19 protein-coding genes are annotated in these 23,026 nt (G+C 73.5%); 8 read left to right on the forward strand and 11 right to left on the reverse strand.

Features of this window, described 5'->3' with window-relative positions:
* Positions 1 to 12: 12 nt before the first annotated feature.
* Both ADK67_RS19215 and ADK67_RS19220 read right to left on the reverse strand, forming a co-directional pair.
* A complete protein-coding gene (locus ADK67_RS19215; RefSeq protein ID WP_082403588.1) occupies positions 13 to 3,084 on the reverse strand; it encodes a DUF11 domain-containing protein in 3,072 nt (1,023 codons plus the stop codon).
* Between the two features lie 87 nt (positions 3,085 to 3,171).
* The gene (locus tag ADK67_RS19220; RefSeq protein ID WP_053717829.1) at positions 3,172 to 3,795 is read right to left on the reverse strand and encodes a helix-turn-helix transcriptional regulator; all 624 of its coding nucleotides are present in this window, start codon (positions 3,793 to 3,795) and stop codon (positions 3,172 to 3,174) included.
* Positions 3,796 to 3,970: 175 nt separating this feature from the next.
* Between ADK67_RS19220 and ADK67_RS19225 the strand changes: the two genes are divergently transcribed.
* Positions 3,971 to 5,236 carry a COG1470 family protein gene (locus tag ADK67_RS19225; RefSeq protein ID WP_197289520.1) on the forward strand — a complete coding sequence of 422 codons (1,266 nt, stop codon included), beginning with the start codon at positions 3,971 to 3,973 and terminating at the stop codon, positions 5,234 to 5,236.
* A 96-nt stretch (positions 5,237 to 5,332) separates the two neighbouring features.
* On the opposite strand, the gene ADK67_RS51030 is transcribed toward ADK67_RS19225, so the two are convergent.
* A complete protein-coding gene (locus tag ADK67_RS51030; RefSeq protein ID WP_157620594.1) occupies positions 5,333 to 5,506 on the reverse strand; it encodes a hypothetical protein in 174 nt (57 codons plus the stop codon).
* Positions 5,503 to 5,847, reverse strand: coding sequence for a hypothetical protein (locus tag ADK67_RS19230; protein ID WP_231648260.1), 345 nt, complete (start codon positions 5,845 to 5,847; stop codon positions 5,503 to 5,505). The genes ADK67_RS51030 and ADK67_RS19230 overlap by 4 nt, the downstream gene beginning before the upstream one ends.
* 693 nt (positions 5,848 to 6,540) lie before the next feature.
* On the opposite strand from ADK67_RS19230, the gene ADK67_RS19235 reads away from it, so the two are divergent.
* The 4 genes from ADK67_RS19235 to ADK67_RS19250 are packed head-to-tail and all read left to right on the forward strand — an operon-like array spanning position 6,541 to position 10,046.
* Entirely contained in the window at positions 6,541 to 7,191 is a 651-nt protein-coding gene (locus tag ADK67_RS19235; protein WP_053717941.1) for an ABC transporter permease, read from the forward strand.
* The gene (locus ADK67_RS19240) at positions 7,181 to 8,287 is read left to right on the forward strand and encodes an ABC transporter ATP-binding protein (RefSeq protein ID WP_053717831.1); all 1,107 of its coding nucleotides are present in this window, start codon (positions 7,181 to 7,183) and stop codon (positions 8,285 to 8,287) included. Before ADK67_RS19235 ends, ADK67_RS19240 begins: the two co-directional genes overlap by 11 nt.
* Entirely contained in the window at positions 8,284 to 9,075 is a 792-nt protein-coding gene (locus ADK67_RS19245; protein ID WP_053717832.1) for an ABC transporter permease, read from the forward strand. The genes ADK67_RS19240 and ADK67_RS19245 overlap by 4 nt, the downstream gene beginning before the upstream one ends.
* Positions 9,072 to 10,046, forward strand: a complete 975-nt coding sequence (locus ADK67_RS19250; RefSeq protein ID WP_053717833.1) for a glycine betaine ABC transporter substrate-binding protein — start codon at positions 9,072 to 9,074, stop codon at positions 10,044 to 10,046. The genes ADK67_RS19245 and ADK67_RS19250 overlap by 4 nt, the downstream gene beginning before the upstream one ends.
* Before the next feature lie 7 nt (positions 10,047 to 10,053).
* On the opposite strand, the gene ADK67_RS19255 is transcribed toward ADK67_RS19250, so the two are convergent.
* From ADK67_RS19255 to ADK67_RS19265, 3 genes are all read right to left on the reverse strand, one after another.
* A complete protein-coding gene (locus tag ADK67_RS19255; RefSeq protein ID WP_053717834.1) occupies positions 10,054 to 10,653 on the reverse strand; it encodes a cysteine hydrolase in 600 nt (199 codons plus the stop codon).
* 25 nt (positions 10,654 to 10,678) lie between these two features.
* Positions 10,679 to 12,631: an ATP-binding protein gene (locus ADK67_RS19260; RefSeq protein ID WP_053717835.1), complete on the reverse strand. Its 1,953-nt coding sequence runs from the start codon at positions 12,629 to 12,631 to the stop codon at positions 10,679 to 10,681.
* A gap of 217 nt (positions 12,632 to 12,848) precedes the next feature.
* Positions 12,849 to 13,679, reverse strand: coding sequence for an NAD(P)-dependent oxidoreductase (locus ADK67_RS19265; protein WP_053717836.1), 831 nt, complete (start codon positions 13,677 to 13,679; stop codon positions 12,849 to 12,851).
* Between the two features lie 52 nt (positions 13,680 to 13,731).
* On the opposite strand from ADK67_RS19265, the gene ADK67_RS19270 reads away from it, so the two are divergent.
* Together ADK67_RS19270 and ADK67_RS19275 are read left to right on the forward strand one after the other, a co-directional pair.
* Entirely contained in the window at positions 13,732 to 14,091 is a 360-nt protein-coding gene (locus ADK67_RS19270) for a MerR family transcriptional regulator (RefSeq protein ID WP_053717942.1), read from the forward strand.
* Between the two features lie 152 nt (positions 14,092 to 14,243).
* Complete coding sequence (locus tag ADK67_RS19275) at positions 14,244 to 15,530, forward strand: ABC transporter substrate-binding protein (RefSeq protein WP_053717837.1); 1,287 nt, start codon at positions 14,244 to 14,246, stop codon at positions 15,528 to 15,530.
* Here ADK67_RS19275 and ADK67_RS19280 read toward each other — a convergent pair.
* The 4 genes from ADK67_RS19280 to ADK67_RS19295 form a co-directional block, all read right to left on the reverse strand.
* Entirely contained in the window at positions 15,520 to 16,755 is a 1,236-nt protein-coding gene (locus tag ADK67_RS19280) for an MFS transporter (protein WP_053717838.1), read from the reverse strand. The genes ADK67_RS19275 and ADK67_RS19280 overlap by 11 nt on opposite strands.
* Before the next feature lie 4 nt (positions 16,756 to 16,759).
* Complete coding sequence (locus tag ADK67_RS19285; protein ID WP_082403590.1) at positions 16,760 to 18,064, reverse strand: GGDEF domain-containing protein; 1,305 nt, start codon at positions 18,062 to 18,064, stop codon at positions 16,760 to 16,762.
* 256 nt (positions 18,065 to 18,320) lie between these two features.
* A complete protein-coding gene (locus ADK67_RS19290; protein WP_053717839.1) occupies positions 18,321 to 19,952 on the reverse strand; it encodes an ABC-F family ATP-binding cassette domain-containing protein in 1,632 nt (543 codons plus the stop codon).
* A 3-nt stretch (positions 19,953 to 19,955) separates the two neighbouring features.
* Positions 19,956 to 21,593, reverse strand: a complete 1,638-nt coding sequence (locus ADK67_RS19295; RefSeq protein WP_053717840.1) for an ABC-F family ATP-binding cassette domain-containing protein — start codon at positions 21,591 to 21,593, stop codon at positions 19,956 to 19,958.
* Between the two features lie 278 nt (positions 21,594 to 21,871).
* On the opposite strand from ADK67_RS19295, the gene ADK67_RS19300 reads away from it, so the two are divergent.
* On the forward strand, positions 21,872 to 22,903 hold the full coding sequence (locus ADK67_RS19300) for a DUF2330 domain-containing protein (RefSeq protein ID WP_063797652.1): 1,032 nt from the start codon (positions 21,872 to 21,874) through the stop codon (positions 22,901 to 22,903).
* Positions 22,904 to 23,026: the final 123 nt, after the last annotated feature.

Below are 23,026 nucleotides of genomic sequence, written 5' to 3' on the forward strand. Positions count from 1 at the left end.
CCTCCTCGGGAATCACCTGCGCCGCACCTCGTCGGGCGGTCCGACGGAGCCGGTCACGACGAGGAAGTCGGTGAGTGCGGGTCGGAAACCGGCGCCGGTGGCGGTGATCGTCCGCGGCCCGGTCCGGTCCTTGGCGAGGATGAGCAGCTGGGCGGTGAACCCGCCGTCCGGCCGCGGGATCGTCGGCGTCGCCGCCGCGGTGATGCCGGGCGACCAGGACAGCCGCACCGGCACGCCGGGCGGGAAGTCGACGCCGCGCACCGACGTGACGAAACCGGGTTCGCCGATCTCCGTCACGGCGACGATCCGGGGCAGCAGCACGCGCATCGGCGCGGCGGCCACGTTGTCCGCCGGGTCGGCGTCGGTGCCGGTGGTGCGCAGCGTGCCGCGCACGGTGGTCTCCAGCGGCGCGTCCGGCGCCAGGACGACCTGCACCACCTGCGACGCGCCCGGCGGCAGGTCCGGCAGCGGGCACCCGGTGGTCGCGCACCCCGGCGGCAGCGACGCCACCGGCACCGGCGCGGGCAGCGCGAAGTCCAGCCGCAGGCCGGTGGCCAGGGCGCCGCCGCCGTTGCGGACCGTGTAGGTCACCGTCGCCCGTCCGCCCACATAGGACGGGTTCGGCTGCACCACCACGGCCAGCGAAGGACCGGCCGGCGGCACGACGGGCGGCGGCGCGGGCGGCGGCGGTCCGGCCACCGGGTCGCGCACCGGGACCGCGGTGGCCGCGGCGTTGTCGGACGGCAGCACGTCGAGCACGGAGCCGGCCACCGACCAGGTGACGCTCCGCCGCCCGGGCACCACGCCCACCACGTCGGCGACGACGTCCACCGACGAACCGGGCTCGACCACCCCGAGGTCGCACCGCAACCCGGCCACGTCACAGGTCCCGCGCGCGGGACGCAGCGCCTCCAGCCGCACGCCGTCCGGGACGGCGACGGTCAGCGCGGTGCCGGGTGACGCGGCGGGACCGCGGTTGACGACGGTCACCGTCACCGGTGTCGTCGTGCCGGTGTCCGCGTCCGGCGTCGTGTCCGGCGCCTGGACGGCCAGGTCGACGGTCTGCTGCCAGGTCGGCTCCTTCTGCCTGCCCGGCAGGTCGGCCGTGATCCGCCGCAGCTCGCCCGTGCCGAGGTCGACCACGGCCAGCTCCTCCGGCGACGCGAGATCACCCTCGCGGCGCGCGGTCAGCACCACGCGGTCGCCGTCGGGGGCGAACGACACGTCCCTGGGCTGGAACGGCCCCGACGGCGGCGCGGTCAACGGGGTGGCGCACGTGGTCGCCCCCGAGGGCAGCAGCACGCGGCACCCGTTGTCCGCCAACGACACCAGCAGCACGCCGTCGGCCTCCCGGTTGAACGCCAGCGCCCGCCCGTCCGGGCTGAACACCGAGCTGTCGTCGGTCACCTCGCAGTCGAACCCGCAGACCGCCGCGGACACGTCCCGCTGCCGGTCGAGCGTCCCGGCGCGGGCGGTCCACACGTGGTTGTCGCGCACCTCGCCGGCAGGGCCGTCGAAGACCCGACCGCGGGTGAACGCCAGCGTGGTGCCGTCGGGCGACCACGCGGGCTGGGTGTCCTCCTGGTCGGCGGCGGACGGCGGTGGCGTCAACCGCCCCACCACGGCGCCGGTGGCCGCCTCGACCACCACGATCCGGCTCGCACCGCCGTCCGGCCGCACCCCGCCGGGCGTGCGGCGGGCGAACGCCAGGAACCGGCCGTCCGGCGACCAGACGGCGTCGAACTCCCAGTCCGCGGGCTGCCGGTCGGCGACCGGCAGCCGCCGCGCGTTGCCGCCGTCGGCGTCCACCAGCCACAGCCGCTGCACCCGCCGGCCGTCGACGTCCTCGAACCGGCTCAGCGCGATGGTGCGGCCGTCGGGGGAGTAGGACTGCCGCTGGGTCCACGGGTCGAAGCCGGCCCGCGGGCGGAACAGCAGGTTGGGGTCGTCGGCGACCCCCGGGTCCTCGCGCAGCACCGGCACGCCGAGGTCGCGCGGGTCCGAGCCGTCCGGCCGGACGTCCTGGAGCGTCGCGGTGAAGAAGGTCTCGGCGGACGTGCGGGCCACCACCAGGTGCTCGCCGCGGGCGTCCACCAGCCACGTCGGCGAGCCGACCGCGCGGTTCTCCGCCAGCATCAGGCCGGGCGCGGCCGTGACGGGCAGCCCGGGGCCGGTGTCGACCTGGTACACCTTCTCGACGTCCGGGTCGGCCGGGCAGGAGCACACCTGGTCCGTGCTGAGGAACAGCAGACCCGTGCCGTCCGGCTTCCAGGCGGGCCACCGGCCACGCCACCCGGCCTGGTCGCCGCCCAGCAGCGGCGCGCCGACCCGGCCACCGTCGAGCACGCGCAGCCGCGGGACGCCGCCGACGTCGAGGGTGTAGGCGATGCGGCCGTCACGGGGGTTCCAGTCCGGCTCGCCCGCGTCGCCGTCCGGCTCGTCGGTGAGCCGGGTGGCCCGGCCGCCGCCCACCGGGATCCGGTAGAGCTCGCGGGCGCCGTCGCGGTCGCCGGAGAACGCGACGCTCGCGCCGTCCGGTGCGAACGTCGGCCACGTCTCGTCGGACGGCGTGTCGGTCAGCCGGCGCAGCCCCGTGCCGTCCACGCCGACCAGCCACAGGTCGCGCCCGTCGTCCTCGCGCGAGTCGAACACCACGGTCCGCAGGTCGGGGGACAGCCGGGGGTGGCCCGCGTCGAGGCCCTCGGTGAGCCGGCGCACCGGACCGTCGGCCGCGCGCACGTACACCTGGGGCTTCGGGCCGTCGCGCAGGCTGGTGAACACCAGCAGCCCGCCGCGCGCCGAGACGTGGTCGTCGTGGTGCGCGGGTCCGGCGCCGAACAGCGCCGCGCTGGGCCGCAGCTGCTCGGGCACGGGACCGGAGACCGCGCCGAGGCTGCGGTGCCCGGTGCCCGCGTAGGCGATCCGGCCGGACACCGGGTCGTCCTGGAGCACCGCCGCCGACACCGACGTGGCGACGTCGTGCACCACGACGACCGCGGCGCTCAGCGCCAGCGCCGCGCCGATCGTGGCGAGGGGCCGGGTCGGCAACCAGCTCGACAAGGTGTCCACCTCCGTCTGGGGCATGTGCGGAGAATCGTCGGCCGGCGGACCGCCCGGCGCGGAGGTCCCGGCGGGCACGGCCGGGGCACGACTCCGGGCCGTTCGGGCAACTCAGATCAGGCCGTGCCGCATGGCGTAGCCGACGGCGTGCGCGCGGTTGCGCAGTTGCAGCCGGGTGGTGACCTCGTGCAGGACGTTCTTCACCGTGCGCTCCGAGAACGACGTCTTGGCGGCGATCTCGCCCGTGTCGAAGCCCTCCGCCACCAGCCGCAGCATGTCCGCCTCGCGCGCGGTGAGCGTGGACAGCGACGGGCCGTTGGGGTCGAGCACGCTGCGCTGCAACCGGCCCACGTGGTCGAGCAGCGTGCCGAGCAGGTCGCCGGGCAGCACCGCTTCTCCTTTGACCAGCGCGGAGATCACGCTCACCAACCGGTCCTGGTGCGCCTCGGACCGCCGGATCACCGCCGTCACGCCGCAGTCGATGGTCGTCTGGAGCGCGTCCTGGTCGAAGCGACCCACCACCAGGCCGATGCGCGTGCCGGACGACTGCCGCAACCGGCGCAACAAGCGGGCCGCCTCGTCGTCGACCCGGTCCACCACCACGAGCGACACGACGGCGCGCGGCTCCTCGTCCGGCCGCACCACCTCGACCTCCGGGCGGGGCCGCAACTGGTGCGTGATCCCGGCCCTGAGCACCGGGTCCTCGGCGTACACGGCCACCGGAATCCTGGTCATGACAACCCCTCCTGTGGAACGGCCGGCCCGCGTGGTCGGCGACCTCGATGTGAACCATCGTGGGGCGCGGCGGCGCTTCGGGGCACCGGCGTGGGACCTTCGGTGCACGGGTTTGCCCGTATGGTGCCCTTTTCTCCCTGCCCCGGGCGGTGGAGGCGTCCCTACCGTTCGTCGGGTGACCACAACGACCGAATTCGGTCTCCCCACCGTGGTTGTCACGCCCGGTCAGGAGACCAGCACGACGATGACGGTGCGCAACGACAGCGACATCGTCGAGGCGTACGAGTTCGAGGTGGTGGGCGGGTGCGCCCCCTGGACCACCGTCGAACCGGCACGGCTGTCGCTGTACCCCGGCACCTCGGAGCAGGTCGCCGTGGTGCTGCGGCCACCACGATCACCCGACGTGCGGGCGGGCGAAGTGCCGCTGGGAGTGCGGGTGCTGCCCGCGGAACGACCGGAGTCGGTGGTCGTGACCGAGACGACCGTGATCGTCGAACCGTTCGCGAAGCAACGGGCCCGGCTGATCCCCAAGCGCCGTCGCGCGTGGCGCAGCGCGCGCTACCGCGTCGAGGTGCAGAACGACGGCAACACGCCGACCGTCGTGACGCTCTCGCTGCCGGAAGCCGACGACCACCTCAAGATCGCCGTGTCGACCGCACCGGCCACAGTGGACCCCGGCGCGAAGGCCGAGCTGGAACTGCGGGCCCGCGTGGCGAAGACGCTGTGGTTCGGCAAGCCTGCGGTGTGGCCGGTGTGGCCGGTGCGGCTGGACGCGGTGGCGCTGGCGGCGGAGGAGCGGCACGAGCACGAGCTGGCCGGTGAGCTGGTGCAGCTCCCGATCCTGTCCAAGTGGCTCCTGTCGTTGCTCGGCGCCTTGCTGGCGCTGCTGCTGGCGTGGCTGCTGCTGGTGCGCCCGGCGGTCCTCAGCGCCGCACGGGAAGCCGCCGACGGCCGCGCCCAGGAGATCGCGCAGGCCGCCGAACCGCAGGCGCCCGCCGAGGAGCCGGGTGGCGCGCCGGACCAGCAGCCCGCCGGGGAACAGGGGCAGGGCCAAGGTCAGGGCCAGGGCACGAGTGGTGGCGGCGAGCAGAGCTCGGGCACCGTCGAGGTCCGCACGAACGCCGGCCAGCGGGCGACCGGCACCTACGTCGTGCCGGAGGGCAAGGTCTTCCACATCACCGACATCGTGCTGGCCAACCACCAGGGCGACGAGGGCGTGCTGACGATCGCGTTCGGCGAGCGCACGATCACCGTGATCGCGCTGGAGACGTTCCGCAACCAGGACTACCACTGGGTGACGCCGATCGACATCCCGGAGAACGGCACGGTGACCGTGACGGTCGACTGCGCCCGACCCGGCACGCCGGCGAGCGGCCGTCAGGCGCCGAACTGCGCGCAGCTGCTCAACGTGAGCGGCGAGATGGGCGACATCGCCCGCTGAACCCCGTTACCGCCGCGCACCCGTTGTGGTGCGCGGCGAACTCGTGCGTGGCGAAGGTCGGGGGTACGGCGAGGTTCCCGAACGCCTCCGCTCCGCTCACCGGCGTCGGGTGCGGCGGTTCCACTCGTCGAGCAGCGCGTCGATCCAGGCGTGCATCAGCTCGACCGTGGCGTGGTCGTCGGTTTCCCGGTAGTAGCGGAGGTCTTCGACGGCGGCGGCCAGCTCGAACCGCAGGTCGCACGACGCGATGTCGCCGGCCGCGGGCTTCACGGCTCACGCGTCGGCGAGTTGCGGGCCGCCATCCGGAACGCCTCGATGTACTTCGGCAGCTCGACGAGCGCGCGCTCCCACGAGCCCGCCATGATCTGCTCGGCGAACACCGTGTCGACCACGAGCCGGTCGACCTCCGGGTCGATGTCGTCGCCCGCCGCGTTCCGCAGCCGCCGCGACACCTCGATCCGGTGCGCGCGCGACCGGACGACCTCCAGGGTCCGCTCCAACCCGGCGATGACCCGCGCGGCCTCCTGCGGCTGCACCACCAGCCACCCCTTGGCCGCCAGGTCCAGGAACAGGTCGCCCGCGAACCTCTCGGGCGTGGAACCGTCCGCCACGCGACCTCCGCCCTCGTCGGACCACATCGCCTTCGCACCTCCGCACCGGCACCGGGGCCGGTACCGGTCCTCCGGAACCCCCGTCCGCCCGGCGGCAGGGAGCCGGCTTGAGCCCACCACGCGGAACGGGTGTGTCGGAAGCCCGTCGGGGCAGGTCTGCCCGTCCGTACCCGGGACGTGCCCCGCGATGGTCGACTCGGCGGCCTCCGTACTCCGCCGAACGGGTGACACGGTCTGGACCTGAACCGACACAGAACGTCCTGGTGCTACCGCGCGACGCTCCACTGTGCACCCCCGGTCCGCGTCCACTCCGACCCACGGGTGGTGGCTCACGTCGCCGTCAGCGCCGGCCGCAGGCATCCGTGATTCGGGCACGTCCGAGAGCTGGAGGAAGCCCGAATGGGTGTCGCGTTCCGAAGCACCGGAAGCACCACCGGCGCCGGCGCCGTCCGAGATCGTCAGGTGATCGGCAGGACGGCCGACGCCACCTCGGGGCAGGATGGCGGTACGGTGCCAGGACCGTTCGGCGCGTCCTGGCCCTGTCCTGACGTCGCGCCTGCCGCGATGACGCGCGGCTGTGCACTTCGGACAGACCGCGCGTCTCGAAGAAGGGGGTTGCGTTATCCGTCCTGTGTGGACTGTGCTGCCCGTGTGGACCGTGACCGTGGTGGCCCGTGGACCGGGGGTCGCGTCGTGAACTTCTGGGAGTTCGTGGTCGACCGGTGGAACCGGCTGCTGGTCGAAGCCCTGTTGCACGTCAGCGCCGTGGTGCAGTGCGCCGTGCTGGCCGCCCTCATCGGTGTCGGGATCGGGGTCGCGGTGTACCGCAGCCCTCTCGGGTCGACCGCCGCGACGGCGTTGACCAGCGCGATCCTCACCATCCCGTCGTTCGCCCTGCTCGGCCTGCTGATCCCGGTGCTGGGGCTCGGCGTGCCGCCGACCGTGGTCGCGCTCGTGCTGTACGGGCTGCTGCCGGTCGTCCGCAACACGATCGTGGGCCTCGGCGGCGTCGACCCGGCCGTGCGCGACGCGGCCCGCGGCGTCGGGATGAGCCGGCTCGGCGTGCTGACCAAGGTCGAGCTGAGACTCGCGTGGCCCGCGATCCTGACCGGGACGCGGATCGCCACCCAGATGCTGATGGGCATCGCCGCGATCGCCGCCTACGTCCGCGGCCCCGGCCTCGGCGTGGAGATCTTCGCCGGGCTGACCAGGGCGGGCAGCGCGAACGCGACCAACCAGGCGGTGGCGGGCACGCTCGGCATCGTCGTCCTCGCGCTGATCCTGGACGGGATCTTCGCGCTGATCGGCCGGTACACCGTTTCCAGGGGGATCCGTGGCCAGTGAGATCCAGCTCTTCGACGTGACCAAGCGCTACGCGGGCGTCGCGACGCCCGCGGTGGAGTCGGTCAGCATGACCATCCCGGCGGGGGAGACCGTGGTGCTGGTCGGCCCGTCGGGGTGCGGCAAGACCACCACGATGCGGATGATCAACCGGTTGATCGAGCCGACGTCCGGTCGGATCACCATCGACGGCGAGGACACGCTGTCGTTGAACCCCGACGAGCTGCGCCGCGGCATCGGGTACGCGATCCAGCAGGCCGGGCTGTTCCCGCACCTGACCGTCGGCCAGAACGTCGGCACGGTCCCGGGCCTGCTCGGCTGGGGCCGCGCCAAGGTGTCCGACCGGGTGGACGAGATGCTGGACCTGGTGGGGCTCGACCCGGCCGAGTTCCGCGACCGCTACCCGCGGCAGCTCTCCGGCGGCCAGCAGCAACGCGTCGGCGTCGCCCGCGCGCTCGCCGCGGACCCGCCCGTGCTGCTGATGGACGAGCCGTTCGGCGCGGTGGACCCGATCACCCGCGGCAACCTCCAGGACGAGCTGATGAGGCTGCAGTCCGAGCTGTGCAAGACGATCGTGTTCGTCACGCACGACTTCGACGAGGCGGTCAAGATCGGCGACCGGATCGCCGTGCTCGGCCCCCGGTCGCGCCTGCTGCAGTACGACACCCCGGAGGCGATCCTGGCCAACCCGGCCGACGACACGGTCGCCGGGTTCGTCGGCGCCGGCGCGTCGCTCAAGCAGCTCAGGCTGCGCCGCGTGCGCGAGGTCGGGCTGAGCGGGGCGCTGACCGCCCCGGTGACCGACCGACCCGCCGACGTCGTGCGCAGGCTGGCCGCGTCCGAGCACCGCTACGCGCTGCTGCTGGACGCCCGCAACCGGCCGGTGAGCTGGGTGCACGGCCTGGGGCAGCCGCAGCCCGTCGGTGACTCGGTGACGCTCCAGTCGACCCTCCAGGACGCCCTGGAGGCCATCCTCACCGAGGGCGGCGCGGCGGTCGTCACCGGCTCGCGCGGCGAGTACGTCGGGCTGGTCGAGATGGACGCCGTGATCGGCACGGTGCAGAAGCTGCGCGACGAACACGCGGAGGCGGACGCGTGACGGCGGCGACCGGCGCCCGCACCGCGACCTCCACCGCCACGACCACCGCCTCGCCGCAGCGGGCCGAGCGGCTGCGCCTGCTGGTCCAGCCGGTCGTCGTGGTGGCGCTGGTCGGCGGCGTGCTGCTCTGGGCGTTCACCCGCGACCTCGACTCGATCGAGCGGCAGAGCCTCAACGCGTCCGCGCTGGTGTCCGCGACCTGGGACCACCTGGTGATCAGCCTGGTGGTGACCGGGCTCGTCCTCGTCGTGGCCGTGCCGCTCGGCATCGTGCTGACCCGGCGGTGGGCCCGCCGGTCCGCGCCCCTGTTCCTCGGCATCGCCACGATCGGCCAGGCGTCGCCGGCGATCGGCATCCTGGTGCTGTTCTTCCTGGTGTCGGGCATGGAAGGGCTGTGGGCGGCGGTGCTGCCGATCGCCTTCTACACGCTGCTGCCCGTGCTGCGGAACACGATGGTCGGGCTCCAGGGCGTCGACCCGGCGCTGGTCGACGCCGGCCGCGGCATCGGCATGTCCGCCGCGACCGTGCTGCGGCGGATCGAACTGCCGCTGGCCGTGCCGCTGATCCTGGCCGGGCTGCGCACGGCCCTGGTGCACGCGGTCGGCGTCGCCACCCTCGCGGTGTTCGTCAACGGCGGCGGCCTCGGGCTGCTGATCGACACCGGCTACAAGCTGGCCAGGGTGCCCGTGCTGATCACCGGGGCGGTGCTGGCGGTCGGTCTCGCGCTGCTCGTGGACTGGCTCGGCGCGCTCGTGGAGACCTACCTGGGACCGAAGGGGCTGCGATGAGGCGGAGGACTCGACTGGCGGTCGCGGCGATGGCGCTGCTGACGACCGGCTGCGGGCTGGAGTCGTCGTTCGCGCTGCCGTTCGACGTGGGGCCCGGCTCGATCCGTCCCGTGCCCGAGCTGGCCGGGTTGGAGATCGCGGTCGGCTCCAAGGACTTCACCGAGAACCAGGTCCTCGGCTACATCGCCGAGGTCGCCCTGGTCGCGGCGGGCGCCGAGGTGCGGGACATGACCAACATCCAGGGCTCCAACAGCTCCCGCCAGGCGTTGCTCACCGGCGACATCGACCTGTCCTGGGACTACACCGGCACGGGGTGGATCAGCTACCTGGGCAACACGGACCCGATCCCGGACGAGCAGGCGCAGTACGAGGCGGTCCGCGACGCCGACCTGGCCCGCAACGGCCTCGTCTGGCTGGACTACTCGGCGATCGACAACACCTACGCCTTCGCCGTCACCGAGGAGTTCGCCCGCGCCAACGGCCTGCGGACCACGTCGGACATGGCCGCCCTGATCAGCAGTTCGCCGGACAAGGCGGTGTTCTGCCTGGAGACCGAGTTCGTCAGCCGCAACGACGGGTTCCCCGGTGTCGCGGAGGCCTACGGCTTCGACCCGGCGTCGGCCGAGGTCAAGACGTTCGGCACCGGCACGATCTACACGGCGACGTCCACGGGGCTGTGCAACTTCGGCGAGGTGTTCACCACGGACGGCCGGATCGTCGCGCTGAACCTGGTCGTGCTGGAGGACGACAAGAAGTTCTTCCCCCGGTACAACGCCACGGTCGTGCTGCGCCAGGACTTCCACGCCGCGCACCCGCAGGTCGGGGAGGTGTTGGCGCCCGTCGTGGCGAAGCTCGACAACGACACCGTCCGGGCGCTCAACGCCGAGGTGGACGTCGACGGCCGGGATCCGGCCACCGTCGCCCGGGACTGGCTGGTGCGTGAGGGGTTCGTGTCGCTGCCCGCGTCCTGACCCCGGCTCACGACCGCGCGTGGAGGCGTGCCAGCGCCTCCCGCGCGGTCAGGCAGCCGGCCGTGGCGAGTTCCAGGTTCGCCAGCGAGGCGGTGTGCGTGGCGTCGTCGGCGGCGGTCACGCAGTCGCTGATCACGTGCACGGTGAAGCCGAGGTCCGTGCCGTGGCGGGCGGTCTGCTCCACGGTCAGGTTGGTGGCCACGCCGGTCACGAACAGCGTGTCGACGCCCTGCTCCGCCAAACGGGCGGCCAGGTCGTTGCCGGCGAGGCCGGACAGCTTCTGGTTGTCGACCACGGTCGGCGTGCCGCCCGCCATCTCCGGGATCAGGAGCGCGCCGGGCGCGTCCGGCCGGAACGCCTCCTGCGCGTCGCCGACCGCCCGCATGAAGGCGGTGTTGCGCACCAGCCCGCCCTCGCCCTCGGGAACGGTGAACCTGGTGAAGAACACCGGCACCCCGGCCGCTCCGTGGAAACGCGCCGCCCGCTCGACGACGCCGCTGCGGGCCACCGGCTCGGCGAGCATCGGCCCGAAGAAACCCTCCGGCTTGACGACGTTGACCTGCCAGTGCAGCGCGAGCACCGCTGCCCGCGGTTGACCGTGGTTCATGCCACGATCCTGCCTCACCCGCGTGCTACGTCCCGGCGCGGTCCGGGGTGTTCCAGGCCACCTGCCCGCGCGGCCGGGCGTGCGCGCCGCCCAGCAGTTCGATCAGCACGCGGGCGCGGTCGGCTCGCCCCCGCGCGATGTAGACCGAGGCCGCTTGGTCCCACCACGACCGCCTGAACGCGGACCGCCGGCCGGGCGACGTCGTGGTCGCCGCGAGCACCCGCCGTTCCCGGGTGAGGTCACCGCTGTCGACGGCGAGCCGCAGCGCTTCGAGGTAGTGGGCCAACGCCGACTCGTCGCGGTCGTCCTCCCGCGCGAGCGCGCCCAGGAACAGCAGCGTGTCGATCCGCCCGGTCCGGTCGCCCAGGCGCAGGTCCAGGCGGAGCGCCGCCTCCAGCTGGAACCGCGCGCCCCGCAGGTCGCCCGCGCGCTGGACGCCGACCCCGAGCCGCCGCCGCGCCAACGCCTCGCCGCGACGGTCCCGCGACCTGCGGCACCGCTCGACCAGTTCGCCGTAGTGCGCCCGGACGGCGGCGTAGTCCCGTCGTTCCCACGCCAGTTCGCCGCTGTTGCCCACCGCGTAGGCCAGGTCGACGCCCGTGCCGACGCGCCGTGCCGCGGCGAGCGCGATGGGGAAGAGCACGTCGCAGTCGTCCAGGTGACGGCGTCCGAGCAGGAACTCGGCGAGCCGGAACACCAGGCGCATCGCGTACGTGGCCTCGCCCAGCTCGTGCGCGAGCACGGCCACCTTGACCAGGGTGGACCGCTCGGTCTCCAACCACCTGGCGTGCTCGGACGCCGTGCCGTGCACGTCGTCCCACTGGTCCATGGCGGTGATGTAGTAGTTGAGCATCCGCACGATCGCGCCCTCGCGGTCGCCGTCGTCCGCCGCCTGCTCCTCGGCGTACAGGCGCAGCAGGTCGTGGAAGCGGAACCAGCCGCGCGGCTCACCGGTTTCGATCATGTGCGCCAGTCGCAGCGACTCCAGCAGCTTCGCGGTCTGGCGCTCGTTGCGGGCGGCCAGCGCGGCGGCGGCGCCCACGCTGACCTGCTGGCCGGGGTTGAACGACAGCAGGCGGAACAGCCGCGCCTCCTCGGGCGTGAGCCGGTCGTAGGACAGGTCGAACGCGGCACGCACGCCCAGTCCTTCGCCGTAGGACAGCTCGCTCAGCCGGGTCACGTTGTCGCTGAGCGCCTCGGTCAACTCGTCCACCGGCTGGTCCGGGTCGCTCGCCAGGATCGCGGCCACGATGGTCAACGCCAGCGGCAGGTTGCCGCACAGCCGCGCGAGCTTCTTCACCGACTCCGGCTGCTCCACGACCCGGTCGTCGTCCGGGCGGGCGGCCCGCAGGACCTGGTCGACGAGCGACGCCGACTCGTCGCGGGCCAGCACGCCGAGGTCGATCAGGCGCGCGCCGGTGAGGTCCGCCAGCGTGTGGCGGCTGGTGACCAGCACGCGGTGCCGCGGCGTGCCGGGCAGCAGCGGCCGGACCTGTGCCGCGGACGACGCGTTGTCCAGGATCACGAGCGTGCGCTCGGACTCGGCCAGCCTCGACCGGTACAGCACTTCGCGGCCCGCCTGGTCGGCGGGGATGTGCTCGGACGGCACGCCGATCGCGCGCAGCAGCACGAGCAGCGCGACCTCGGGCAGCACCTGCTGCTGCGGGTCGTACCCCCGGACGTCGAGGAACAGCACACCGCCCGGGAACGACCCGGCGGCGTCGTGCGCGGCGCGGACCGCCAGCGTCGTCTTGCCGACCCCCGCCAGACCGGCGACCACCGACACCACGGCGCCCGGCGCGGTGTCGGCGCGCAGCACCGCGGCGAGCTGCGCCAGCTCCGGCTCGCGCCCGGTCACCACCCCGACCGGCGGCAGACCGGCCCGCGCGTGCGGCACCTGGGACGCGAACAACACGTCCCGCGCCTGGATGAGCGAACCCGCCACGGTGCCGCTCACGTCGTTGTGCGAATCGACCACGAGCCTTTCTACACTGAAGTCCCGTTTGCCGGGATGCTGCCACCCCGACGAGCCGGATTCGGGGATCAGCCCTGCTGACCGGCCTGCCGGGATTTCACCGGGGCCTGGACACGCAATTCTGCGGATAAGCCACTCGGTGGTGGTTCGACGTTATTCAGCCGAACACCGCGGACGATAAGGCGAACGGCCGGTGACGAACCGACAGAGGGGGAGCGGCTCAGGGCGCGGCGAGGCGGGAGAACCCGGCCGACCCGTGCCCGGCCTCGACCGCCCGTCTCACGGCTGCACGTCCGGCGCTGAGCACGCTGTCGTCCAGGCCGTTCGCGCGGACGGTGTCGATGACGTCGTCCAGGATCGCCGCCGCCGAGTCGAGGGTGGAGGCGTCACCGGGGAAGTGGTCCGCGGCGACGTGCTCGGCGACCACGTCGACGAGGCCGGGTAGCAGGCCGGTCATCACCTTCGCGTGCCCGGCGAGGTCGGCCGGGGCGATGTGCTCCGCGGCGGCCAGCCGGAACGCGTGCACCACACCGAACATCGCCGTCCAGAACAGGTCCAGCAGCGACACGTTGAACCCGGCGGCCCGGCCGGGGTCCTCGCCCAGGTGCACGCCGTTCTCGCCGAGCGCGGACAACGCGGCCCGGTGCGCCCGGTAGACGGCGTCCGGTCCGCTGTAGAGCAACGCCGCGTCCGGTCCGCCGACGATCCCGTTCAGGATCACGCCGTCGAGGTAGTCGATGCCGTGCCCCGCCGCCCACTCGGCCATCTCGCGGGCCTGCCGCGGCGAGCCGCCGGTGAGGTTGACCAGGGTGCGGCCCTTCAGCGCGTCGGCGTCGAGGATCGACTGCACGGCCTCGTAGTTCAGCACGCACACGACGACGAGGGGACTGGCGGCGATCGCCTCGGCGGCGGTGGCCGCGGTGGTGGCGTCGAGGTCGTTCCCCTTGCCCGGCGTGCGGTTCCACACGGTGGTGGGGTGGCCGGCGGCGGCGAACGCGGTCGCCAGCGCCCGGCCCATCGGTCCGAGTCCCAGGACGGTCACGGGTGTCATGGCGGCTAAGCTAAACCTTGACGTTGATGTCAGAGTCAAGCCGGGAGCCGTGGTGCGGATCGGGGAACTGTCGCGACGGACCGGCGTCAGCGAGCGCGCGCTGCGGTACTACGAGGAACACGGCTTGCTGCGCCCGGAACGGCGGCCGAGCGGCTATCGCGTGTACCGCGAGGCGGACGTGCCCGCGGTGCGGCGGATCAGGGTCCTGCTCGCGGCCGGGCTGAGCATCGCGCAGATCGTGGCCGCGCTGCCGTGCATGGTGGACGACGACGGCCTGCTGCTGCCGAGCTGCCCGGAGTTGGTCGACGAGCTGGTCAAGCACCGGGACCGGATCGGCGAGGCCATCGACGAGCTGGAGGCGACCCGCGGCAACCTGGACGCGATCATCGCCGCCGAACGGCGTGCCGGCTGACGGGGTTGTTACCGCTAACAGACTCACGTCGAACGCCTCCGGCAGCCGTAACCCACCTCCTGCTATACGAATCGCCACTGTCTCGAAAGGAGGTATTGAGCTTTCCGAACGTCCGCTGTTAACGTTCACACTTCCCTGAGAGCGAGGTGCCCATGACGGCCGCCAGCCGCACGACGCCGACCCGTTCCCGACACGCGTTCGCGGTCGCCGCGGTGGTCGGCGCGCTGCTGACCGGCTGCGGAACCGACCAGGGTGCGGCGGCGGACTCCGTGGTGCGGCTGTCGTTCTGGAGCGGCTACGCCGGGCCGAACGCCGTGGCGCTGGAGGAGATCGTCGACGAGTTCCACGCGGCGAACCCGGGCATCCGGGTCGAGATGAACTTCATGCCGTGGGACGTCTTCTTCAAGAGCCTCCTGCCCGCGTACTCCTCCGAGGGCGGGCCCGACCTCGCCGCGTTCGACAGCACCCGGCTCGCGCAGTACGCGAAGAAGGGCGTGCTGGCGCCGGTGGACGACTGGTTCGCGGCGAACCCGGAGTCGAACGTGCTGGTGACGGCCGCCACCGAGGCGGTGACCTACGAGGGCCGCAAGTACGCCGTGCCGATGACGTTCACCAGCCTCAAGCTCCACTACAACCGGACGGCGTTCGCCGAGGCGGGCCTCGACCCCGACCAGCCGCCGACCACGTGGGACGAGTGGCGGGACGCGATGACCAGGACGACGAAGGACCGCGACCGCGACGGGACGCCCGAGCGCTACGGCATGGTGCTGCCCGACCACGACACGACGCCGACGTGGCCGATCGCGCTCTGGGGCGGTGGCGGCGACCTCCTCGAAGCCGACGGCACGAAGTCCGCGCTGACGCGTCCCGAGTCGATCGCCGCCGTGCGGACGTGGGTGGACCTGCTGCGGGAGGAGGAGGTCTCGCCGATCGGCCTCACAGGGGAGGAGGCCGAGGCGTTGTTCCGCGACGGCAAGGCCGCGATGATGATCACCGGTCCGTGGGCGACCGCCGGCTTCCAGTCCGCCGGCGTCGACTTCGACGTGGCGCCGGTGCCACCGGGTCCGGTCCGCCAGGCCACCTTCGGCGCGACGACGTCGTTGGCGCTCAACGCGCGGCTCACCCCGGCCAAGAAGAAGGCCGCGCACGAGTTCCTGACCTACTGGGTCAGCGAGCGGGCGCAGGAGGGGTGGATGGAGGGATCGGGCTACCCGTCGATCCGGCTGGACCAGAACTCGTTGCCGGGCAACCCGTTCGTGGCCGAGTTCGCCGACGACGCGCGCATCGCCCGACCCCTGATGCCGGGCACCGTGGAGTTCGCGAAGATCTACGAAGACGTGTTCGAGCCGGCCATCCGGGACATCGTCGCGGGCGAGGTCGAGGTGGCGGACGGGTTGGACGCCGCCGGGCGCCGCATCGACGAGATCCTCACCGGGTGACGGCCCGTCCCTCCCGAGTGGCGCCGCTGCGCCGCCACAGCACGCCGACGCCCAGGGCGGCCAGCACGCCCAGCGCGCCGCCCGCCGCCACGACCTGGTGCGGCGGCACGTGCTCCGCGGCGAGCCCGGCGGCGGCGACGCCGAGGCCCTGGGCGATCTTGAGCGCGGTCACCGCCAGGCCGTAGACCTGCCCCCTGGCCTCGTCCGGTGTCCACAGGGCGAACGTCGGCGAGGCGATGGCGTGGTAGCTGGACGCGGCGCCGGACGCCACGAACAGCAGCACCAGGGCCGGCAGGCCGGGGTGCAGGACGCAGACGATCAGCGGCGCGCTGGTGGCCACCGCCAGCACCGGCAGGGCGCGCAGCTGGGTCGCCTCCGGGCGGGTGGCCACGACCAGGCTCGCCAGGGCGCAGCCCGCCGGGTAGGCGGCGAACAGCAGCCCGGCCGCCACCGGCCCGCCGCCGAACTGGTCGGCCAGCGGCACGGCCAGCGCCTCACCGCTGATGTAGAACGCCGACAGCGACGCGAAGCAGATCAGCGCGAGCAGCCTGCGGTCACGCCACACCAGGGTCGCGCCGGCCGTCATCGCACGCCACCACCCCGGCCGTGCCACACCGGCGCCACCGGGCGCGGGACGGCTCTTCACCCACGAGGCCACGGCCGCGGCCGACACCGCGAACGACACGGCGTCCAGCAGCAGCACACCGCCCGTGCCCACCGCGATGACCAGGACACCGCCTGCGGCGAACCCGGCCACCTGGGCGGCCTGGCTCACCGTGGACAGCGCGGCGGCGCCCGCGCGGAACGCGGGACCGGGCAGCACGTGCGGCAGCAGCGCGGTCCGGGCCGGCACCGCGGGAGCCCCGGCCAGTTGCAGCAGCACCAGCAGCCCGCACACCACCGGCCACGGCAGGACCGGCACGGCCATCAGCGCGACCAGCACGGCGCGCACCAGGTCGGAGCACACCATCACGGCGCGCCGCGGGTACCGGTCGGCCAGGCCCGCCAGCAGGGGACCGCCGATCAGGTCGGGCAGGAACGTCAACGCGTAGGTGATCGCCGCCCACGCGGGCGAGCCGGTGTCGCGGAACACCAGGACGGTGAGCGCGACCCTGGCGAACTGGTCGCCGATGGTGGAGATCGTGTGGGCGGCGAACAACGCCCGGAACTCGGCGGAGGCGAACACTTCGCGGTACCGCACCGGCCCGCCGTCCTGGTCGACCATCCCGTCAGCCGGCGGTGCCGGACGGCGCGGTTTCCACGCGGTCCCGACCGTTGTTCTTCGCGCGGTACAGGGCGGTGTCGGCGGCCAGCAGCAGCTCGTCGACCGTGCCGCCGTTGACCGGGAACACCGCCACGCCCAGCGACGCGGTGATCCGCAACGCGCCGCCGACGCCGACCCCGGCGCCGGGCACGTCGGTCAGCGGCACCCGCACCGCGGCGCGGATGCGTTCGGCGACCTGCCGGGCGTCGGCCGGGTCCGTCCCGGGCAGCAGCACCACGAACTCCTCACCGCCCCACCGGCCGACCAGGTCGCCGTCGCGGACCTGGCGGCGCAACTCGTCGGCCACCGCCCGCAGCGCGTGGTCACCGGCCAGGTGCCCGCGGGTGTTGTTGATCTCGCTGAAGTGGTCGAGGTCGAGCAGCAGCACGGCCATCGGCACGTTGGTCGCCGCGGAACGGGCCAGCTCGGCGGCGGCCCGCTCGGTCCAGGCCACCGAGGTCAGCGTGCCGGTCTTGCCGTCGACCCGCGCTGCGGTGCGGTAGACCGGCAGCAGCAGCCCCAGGTGCATCCCGAGCATGGTCACCACCAGCACCGGCACCACCCACGGCGCCGTGACCAGCACCACCGCCAAGCCCGTGCCCAGCCCGATCGACGCGGCGATGACCAACTGCTGGCTCAACGGCCCCAGCACGTCGCGGCCCGGCCGGACCGGCGTGGACAGCAGGATCGCGCCCACCACCAGCGCGAGGTTGACCAGCCAGTACGCGACACCGGCCGCCACCAGGGCGCCCAGGTCGACCGGGCCGGTCAGCTGCGCGGCGTGCGGCAGCGCCGGATCGGGGTGCACCACCAGCAGGATCGCGCCCGCCGACCAGGAGCCGAGCAGCACCGTGGCGGCGGAGAAGACCTTGCGGTGCAGCGGGCTGCGCCGGTAGATCCGCAGCCAGCCGTAGCCGTAGCTCACCGCGACCAGGCAGGCCAGCAGCGGCGGCGGCAGCACCAGCACGCCCGCGAACAGCCAGATCGACTGCGGATGCGCGTACGGGCTGCCCTCGGCCGCCACCTCGCGCACCCGTTCCAGCCCGCGCGCCGCCTCGAAGTGCACCACGGCCGCGCCGGCCAGCACCGCGAACCACACCCAATGGCGGCCCGTGACCGGCGTCAACGTGGCCACGGACGCCACCGCGGCCACCGCCACGACTTCCACCGCCAGCACGTACACCAGGACGACGCGCGGCAGCCGCCACAGCGACCAGCCGCGCCACCACCCCAGAGGGGATGCGCGCAGTCGTCGGCCCCCAGCGACCATATGGGTGTCACCGCCTCACACAGGTGATGACACCGTAACCAAGCCCTCACACAGAGTCGAGCACCCCAGGAGAGCACATGAGCACCGTCACCATCACCACCGGCAACGGCCGCCCCAACGACTGGCGCACCGGCCGTCCCAACGACTGGCGACGCTGAGCACCACCCGGCCCGGCCGCGACCCCTCACGTGCGGCCGGGCCGCCCACTCCCACATCACCCGTGCTCGTCCACGTTCAGGCGCTCGATCTGCGGCGATCAGGACGTCACGGCATCGACGCGGACCTCGTCGCCCCGCCACCGCGAGCGCAGCCTCCGGTCGTGGCTCGCGAGCACGACCGCGCCCGGCCCGGGGCCCAGCGCGTCCTCCAGCTCGTCACAGAGAGTGGGGGACAGGTGGTTCGTCGGCTCGTCGAGCAGCAGCAGCCCGGGCGGGTCGGCCACGACGAGCGCCAGCGCGAGCCGCCGCCGCTGGCCCACCGACAGGTCACCGACGGGCTTGTCCACGTCCCACTCGTGCAGCAGGCCCAGCGAGAGCAGCGGCACGGCCTCGGCCCGCGCCGGGCCGAGCACCGACTCGTAGGTCTCCCGCGCGGTGCGGCCGGGCCGGTCGAACCGGGTGTCCTGCCCCAGCAGGCCGACCCGGAGCCCATCGCGCCGGCGCACGCCGCCCGGTTCGAGCAGGCCGGCCAGCACGAGCAACAGGGTGGACTTGCCCGCGCCGTTCGGCCCGGTGACCAGCAACCGCGCGGTCGCAGGCACGTCGAGGCGGTCGATCGCGAGCCGTCCGGGCACCCGCACGTCCCGCAGGGACACCAGCACGTCGTCGGGCGCCTGCTCCGCGACAGGGTCCACGACGGCGTCCACGAGGGTGTCCGGGACGAAGCTCAGCGGCCTCGGTGGCGCGGGGACCTGCCGCCGCGCCAGCTCTTCGAGCCGGCGCGTGGTGTTGCGCACGCGCCGCGCGATCTGGTTCTGCACCCGGCCCGCCCGGTGCCCGTAGCCCATCTTCTCGTTGTCGCGCGGCGCGCGGTTCGGCGCGACCTTGTGCGTGGTCACGCCGAGCGCGTCGCGCAGGGCGGCGAGTTCCGCCTGCTCCGCGGCCCAGCGCTCCTGCCAACGCACCCGTTGGGCGCGCTTCTCGGCCAGGTAGGCGGTGTAGTTGCCGCCGTAGCGCACCGGACCGCCCGGCGCGGGATCGAGGTCGACCACGTCCGTGCACACCGCGTCCAGGAACGCCCGGTCGTGGCTCGCCACCACGACGACCCCCGGCAGGCCGCGCAACTGCTCCTCCAGGAAACCGGCCGCGTCGTCGTCCAGGTGGTTCGTCGGCTCGTCCAGCAGCAGGGCGGACGGCCGGCGGACCACCAGCGCCGCCAACGCGAGCCGCGCCCGCTGCCCGCCGGAGAGCGAGCCGAGGGTGCGGTCGTGCGCGACGTCGTCCAGGCCGAGCCCGGCGAGCACGACCTTCGCCCGCCGGTCGGCGTCCCACGCCTCGTGCAGCTGGGCGTGGTCGAGGCGTTCGGCGTACGCGGCGAGGAGGTCCGCGTCGTCCGGCGCGTCGGCGAGCAGGCCGGCGAGCCGGTCGAGTTCGGCGACGTCCTCACGGGCGCCGGCCAGCGCGTCGTCGAGCACGTCGGCGACCGCGGCCCCCGGCTCGAACGACAGCTCCTGGTGCAGGTAGCCCAGATCCGGTGGCCGTTCGACGCGGCCCCGGTCCGGGTGGTCCACGCCCGCGAGCACCCGCAGCAGCGTGGACTTGCCGGCGCCGTTCTCGCCGATCAGCCCGATCCGGCGGCCCGGCGCCGCGGTCAGCGAGACGCCGTCGAGGACGCGCCGTCCACCGAGGACGCGCACGAGGTCGTGTGCGAGCAGAGCTGCTTCGGCCATGGCTCAGCTCGCCGTCGGCTCGGCGGTTTCCCGCAGCCGGCCGTCCTCCAGCCGGAGCCGCCGGTCGATCCCGATCTCGGCGAGGAACCGCTCGTCGTGGCTGACGACGACGAACGCGCCCTGGTAGGCGTTGAGCGCGCGCTCCAACTGCCCGGCGCTGACCAGGTCGAGGTTGTTCGTCGGTTCGTCCAGCAGCAGCAGTTGCGGCGCCGGTTCGGCGAACAGCACGCAGGCCAGCGTGGCGCGCAGCCGTTCACCGCCGGACAGGACGCCGACCGGGAGGTGCGCCCGGGAACCCCGGAACAGGAACCGCGCCAGCAGGTTCATCCGCTGCGCCGGCGGCATCGCGGGCGCGAACCCGGCCAGGTTCTCGGCGACCGTGAGGCCGCCGTCCAGCAGGTCGAGGCGCTGCGACAGGTAGGCGATCCGACCGTCGGCCCGCTTGACGTCGCCGCCGTCGGGCTCCAGGTCGCCGTGCACGATCCGCAGCAGGGTGGACTTGCCGGAGCCGTTGGGCCCGGTGAGCGCGATCCGCTCGGGCCCGCGGATGGCCAGGTCGGCGCCCTCGCCCGCGAACAGCTGCCGCTCGCCGTAGCCCGCGCGCAGGCGTTCGCCGAGGAAGAGCGTCCGTCCGGCGGGCACCGCGGTCTGCGGCAGCTCCAGGGAGATCTTCTGCTCGTCCCGCAACGCCCGCTCGGCCTCGTCCAGCTTGGCCTTGGCCGCGCCGACCCGCGCCGCGTGCGTCCCGCTCGCCTTGCCCGCCGACTCCTGCGCGTTGCGCTTCATCGTGCCGGCGAAGATCCTGGGCAGCCCCGCGTTGCCCAGGTTGCGCGCCGCGTTGCTCGCCCGGCGCGCGGCCCGTTCGCGAGCCTGCTGCAGCTCCCGCTTCTCGCGCTTGAGCTCCTGCTCGACGTTGCGGATGTTCTTCTCGGCGACGTCCCGCGCGGCCTCGACCGCCCGCTCGTACTCGGTGAAGTTCCCGCCGTAGTAGCGGACCTCGCCGCCCTCGATCTCGGCGACGCGGTCCACCCGGTCGAGCAGGGCGCGGTCGTGGCTGACCACGAGCAGGCAGCCCGACCAGTCGTCCAGCACGTCGTAGAGCTTGCGGCGGGCATCGAGGTCCAGGTTGTTGGTGGGCTCGTCGAGCAGCAGCACGTCCGGCCGCTTGAGCAGCTGGGCGGCCAGGCCGAGGGAGACGACCTGGCCGCCGCTGAGCGTGTGCAGGCGGCGGTCGAGGGCGAGGTCGCCGAGACCCAGCCGGTCGAGCTGGGCGCGGGTGCGCTCCTCGACGTCCCAGTCGTTCCCGATCGTGGTGAAGTGCTCTTCGGCGACGTCACCGGACTCGACGGCCGCCAAGGCACGCAGGACGGGTGCGACACCGAGGACTTCGGCGACGGTCGGCTCACCGGTCAGCGGCAGGTCCTGGGGCAGGTAGCCGAGCACGCCGTCGACCGTGACGCTGCCCGCCGACGGCCGCAGCTCGCCCGCGATCAGCTTGAGCAGGGTCGTCTTGCCCGCGCCGTTGGGCGCGACGAGACCGGTGCGGCCGGTCGGGACGGTGCAGGACAGCCCGTCGAAGACGGGGGTGTCGTCGGGCCAGGAGAAGGACAGGCCGGACACGACGACGCAGGTTTCGGACATGTTTGTGAGACCTCTGATGTGACGCGGGCAACACGGTGCCCAAGAGGAAAAGGTGGACGACTAAGACGGCCACAGCGGCAACGCCGATGGCCGATCACATCCGGGCTCACCCGGAGATGTCGTCTTCACCTGCCACGTCGGGTCTCCTTCACACGGCTCTCCCCCTCGACGATAGCAAAGGCCGCCGAGGGCACGTCAACTGTCGGCCGTCGGCGTGCCGATCGAGCCGGGCGGCCGGATGGCGGAACCCGGCGGCGGGCGGGCGCGTCGGACGGGGCATGGCAATCGGCCGAATGGCGACCAGGATCCCGGTGGTGCTCGCGCTCGCCGCCACGTTGGTGGCGGTCGATCCCGCGATGTCCGGCGCGTGCGCCTGCGGCGCGTTCATCGCCAACGACAAGCTGCGCGCCCAGCAGGAGACCGCGCTGGTGGAGCTGACCGGCCGCACCGAGTCGATCACGCTCTCGGTGCAGGCGCGGTCCGAGGCGACCCAGGCGGCGTTCCTGATGCCGGTGCCCGCGCGCGCCCGGTTCGAGGTGGCCGAGGGCGAGCTGTTCACCGAGCTCGACCGGATCAGCCGCCCGGACGTCGAGGTGCGGCGGGTGGTCGTGGACGGCGACGGCGCGGGCGCGCCACCGCAGTCCGATCGCGGCGCCACCGTCGTGGACCACGTCGAGGTCGGTCCCTACGAGGTCGCCCAACTCGCCGGCACCGACGCCACCGCCGTGACGGAGTGGTTGGGCGCCAACGACTTCACCCTGCCGCCGGCCCTCGGTGGCGCGCTCGTGCCGTACCTCGCGGAGGGCTGGCTCGTCGTCGCGGTGCGCCTGGCGCCGACCTCCGGCAGCCTCTCCGACGGGCTGCCGCCGATGCGGCTGGCGTTCGAGACCGACACACCGGTCTACCCGATGCGCCTGTCCGCCACGGCCGAGGGCAGGCAGCCGCTGCGCCTGTACGTGCTGGCCGACCACCGGATGGACATCACCAACCCGGCGCCGACGAGCAGCGCGCCCGACCTCACGTTCGCGGGCGAGGTGAAGCCGGACCCGCAGTACCCGACGTTGTCCGCGACGCTGACCGGCCCGCGCTTCCTGACCCGCTACGACGCCGAGTTCCGGCCGGCGAAGATCACCGACGACATCCGCTTCACGCGTGCGGCGACCGACGAGCCGCACCGCGCGGTCGTGATCGTCAAGGAGTACGTCCGCTCGCCGTGGCCGATGCCCGCGGTGCCGTTGATCCTGATGGGGTTGGTGCTGGTCGTCGGCGCGGTGGTGGTCGTGCGGCGGCGCCGGCCCGCCAAGGCGTGACGACGTGCGCTTGTCCCAGGCGCCGCCGCACGGCCCGGGCGACGGCTATGCTGTGGCCGACCGCTTCGCCTTCGATGGCTTCGGGTGCGCCGCGAAGCACCCGCTACCGATGAGCCTTTCCCT

Source organism: Saccharothrix sp. NRRL B-16348 (genome assembly GCF_001280085.1).
Classification (GTDB): Bacteria; Actinomycetota; Actinomycetes; order Mycobacteriales; family Pseudonocardiaceae; genus Actinosynnema.